Consider the following 1,895-nt stretch of genomic DNA (forward strand, 5'->3'; position numbering starts at 1 on the left):
GGCAGCGGCGGCAGCGGACCTCGAGCCGGCAGCGGCGGAGGCTCCCGAGGCGGCAGCGGCGGCGGGTCGCGCGCGTCGAATGGCCGTGGGGACGGCAGCGCGGGCGGCAGCGGGTCTGGCTGCAGCTGCGCCTGCCCGACGAAGAAGCACAGCTTCGACCCGTCTACCCAGGTGTTGCTCGCAGATGGATCGATCAAGGCCATCAAGGATGTTGAGCTTGGCGATGAGGTCGTTGCCACCAATCCCGAGTCCGGCATCACCGATGCCAAGCCGGTAGAGGCCCTCCACGTCAACATCGACACTGATCTCACCGACCTCACGATCACTTCGGGTGGATCTACCGGGGTTCTGCACACCACGTGGCATCACCCGTTCTGGGACGAGACCGCAGACGAGTGGGTGTATGCCCAGGACCTCCAAACGGAACATGAACTGCGAACCACCGACGGCGACCTCATCACTGTCACCGAGGTACGCAACTACGTCGGTGTCCACGAAATGCGGGACCTCACCGTCGCCGGCATCCACACGTACTACGTGGTTGTTGACGGTGTGCCGGTGCTCGTCCACAATGTTGACCTCGATGCTCTCAATGCCTGCCCGGGCACATCCACGACCCACTACGCTCAGGTCGAGGTTCATGACGCCCAAGGTGTCCGTGTAGACTCATACCCCATCCGAAGCGGGCAGCAGACTCCTGCCGAGGCGGCGATGGGACGCGGTGGGGAGACCCTGAGTCACACCGAGAATAGGGTTGCTCGGATGTCGGGCGGCGTCCCTAGCTACGGCCAGAATGTGGTCTGGAACGACGAGTTCTTCATGGAACGGCCGGTTCCCGACGGTGGTTATGTAGTGATTACAGGGACTCGGTCGCCATGCTCAAGCTGCAGGGGTGCTATGACCAGGGCAGCCGAAGATACCGGCGCAAGGTTCGTGTACATGTGGGAAGAGGGCGGGGTAATGAACTGGTGGCAGACGTGGTAACGCTTGAGTTGGCGCAGGAGGACTGGCAATGACTGGGCCTCGCCGGCCGGATCCGGTCGAGATTATAGCGAGGGTTGGTGGTATCTTTCCGGATTTTGGCGGAAGTGAACGCGCTTACCAGGTGTGGGTACATATGACACAAAAAGCTGGCTGGGACGTCATTGAAGAACCAGGTTACCGACAGATCGCCGGTAGCACGGAGTGCGGAGCTTTGATCATCGAAGGGCTCTCATATCGCGTTCATTACGGCCTGCATGTAAGGACCGACATGGCGGACGACAAGTCCGGTCGCCTTGCCTGGAAGCCAGTCCTCGCCTATGCCGCGTGGGTGGAGCCAGACTTGGAGGGCTACGTCCTTGAATGAGGTTCTCCGACGGGATGTCGCATCGGCTGGGGGAGCTGTTCGATCGACGCGTCAATGGATAGATTCGTCAATGGATAGATTTAGGTCCTCGGGCAGCCCGGACGTGGCGGACCGGGCGAGGAGGACCATGCGGGACGAACGGCCCGACAGGGCGCCTGCCGCGCGGGAGGTCGCCGACTGGCAGACGGCCGAACAGAATGCGGTGGCATGGCTGCGGTGGCTCGGGCATCCCGATGCGCGAGCCACCGGCGCCGGCGCGGACGGTGGCGTCGACGTTCGGGGATCCGGGGCGTTCGCGCAGGTGAAATGGCAGGGTACGGCCGTTTACCGGGCGGCGCTGCAGCGTCTGTACGGGGCGCGGGCCCGCCAACCGGGCACGCGTATCGGGCGGTCGATCAGTACGGGCAGGTCATCGACGTGCTGGTCTCGGCGCGCCGAGACGCTGACGCGGCCCGGAGGTTCTTCCGCCGTGCGCTGTCCACGCTGAAGGTCAAGCCTGCTGAGGTGGTCACCGATGCCGCCGCGGTCTACCCCGCGGTCCTCGACG

The 1,895-nt window shown here is 64.0% G+C and carries 1 protein-coding gene and 1 pseudogene; both read left to right on the forward strand.

All coding sequences use genetic code 11. The annotated features are described in order from the left end of the window. On the forward strand, positions 1–984 hold a 984-nt coding region (locus tag AB0I21_RS57435; protein ID WP_360574520.1), incomplete at its 5' end, for a polymorphic toxin-type HINT domain-containing protein. A gap of 712 nt (positions 985–1,696) precedes the next feature. Then, a pseudogene (locus AB0I21_RS57440) lies at positions 1,697–1,895 on the forward strand (DDE-type integrase/transposase/recombinase); the annotation flags it as partial.

Origin of the sequence: Dactylosporangium sp. NPDC050588 (assembly GCF_040654975.1) — a bacterium.
Classification (GTDB): Bacteria; Actinomycetota; Actinomycetes; order Mycobacteriales; family Micromonosporaceae; genus Dactylosporangium; species Dactylosporangium maewongense.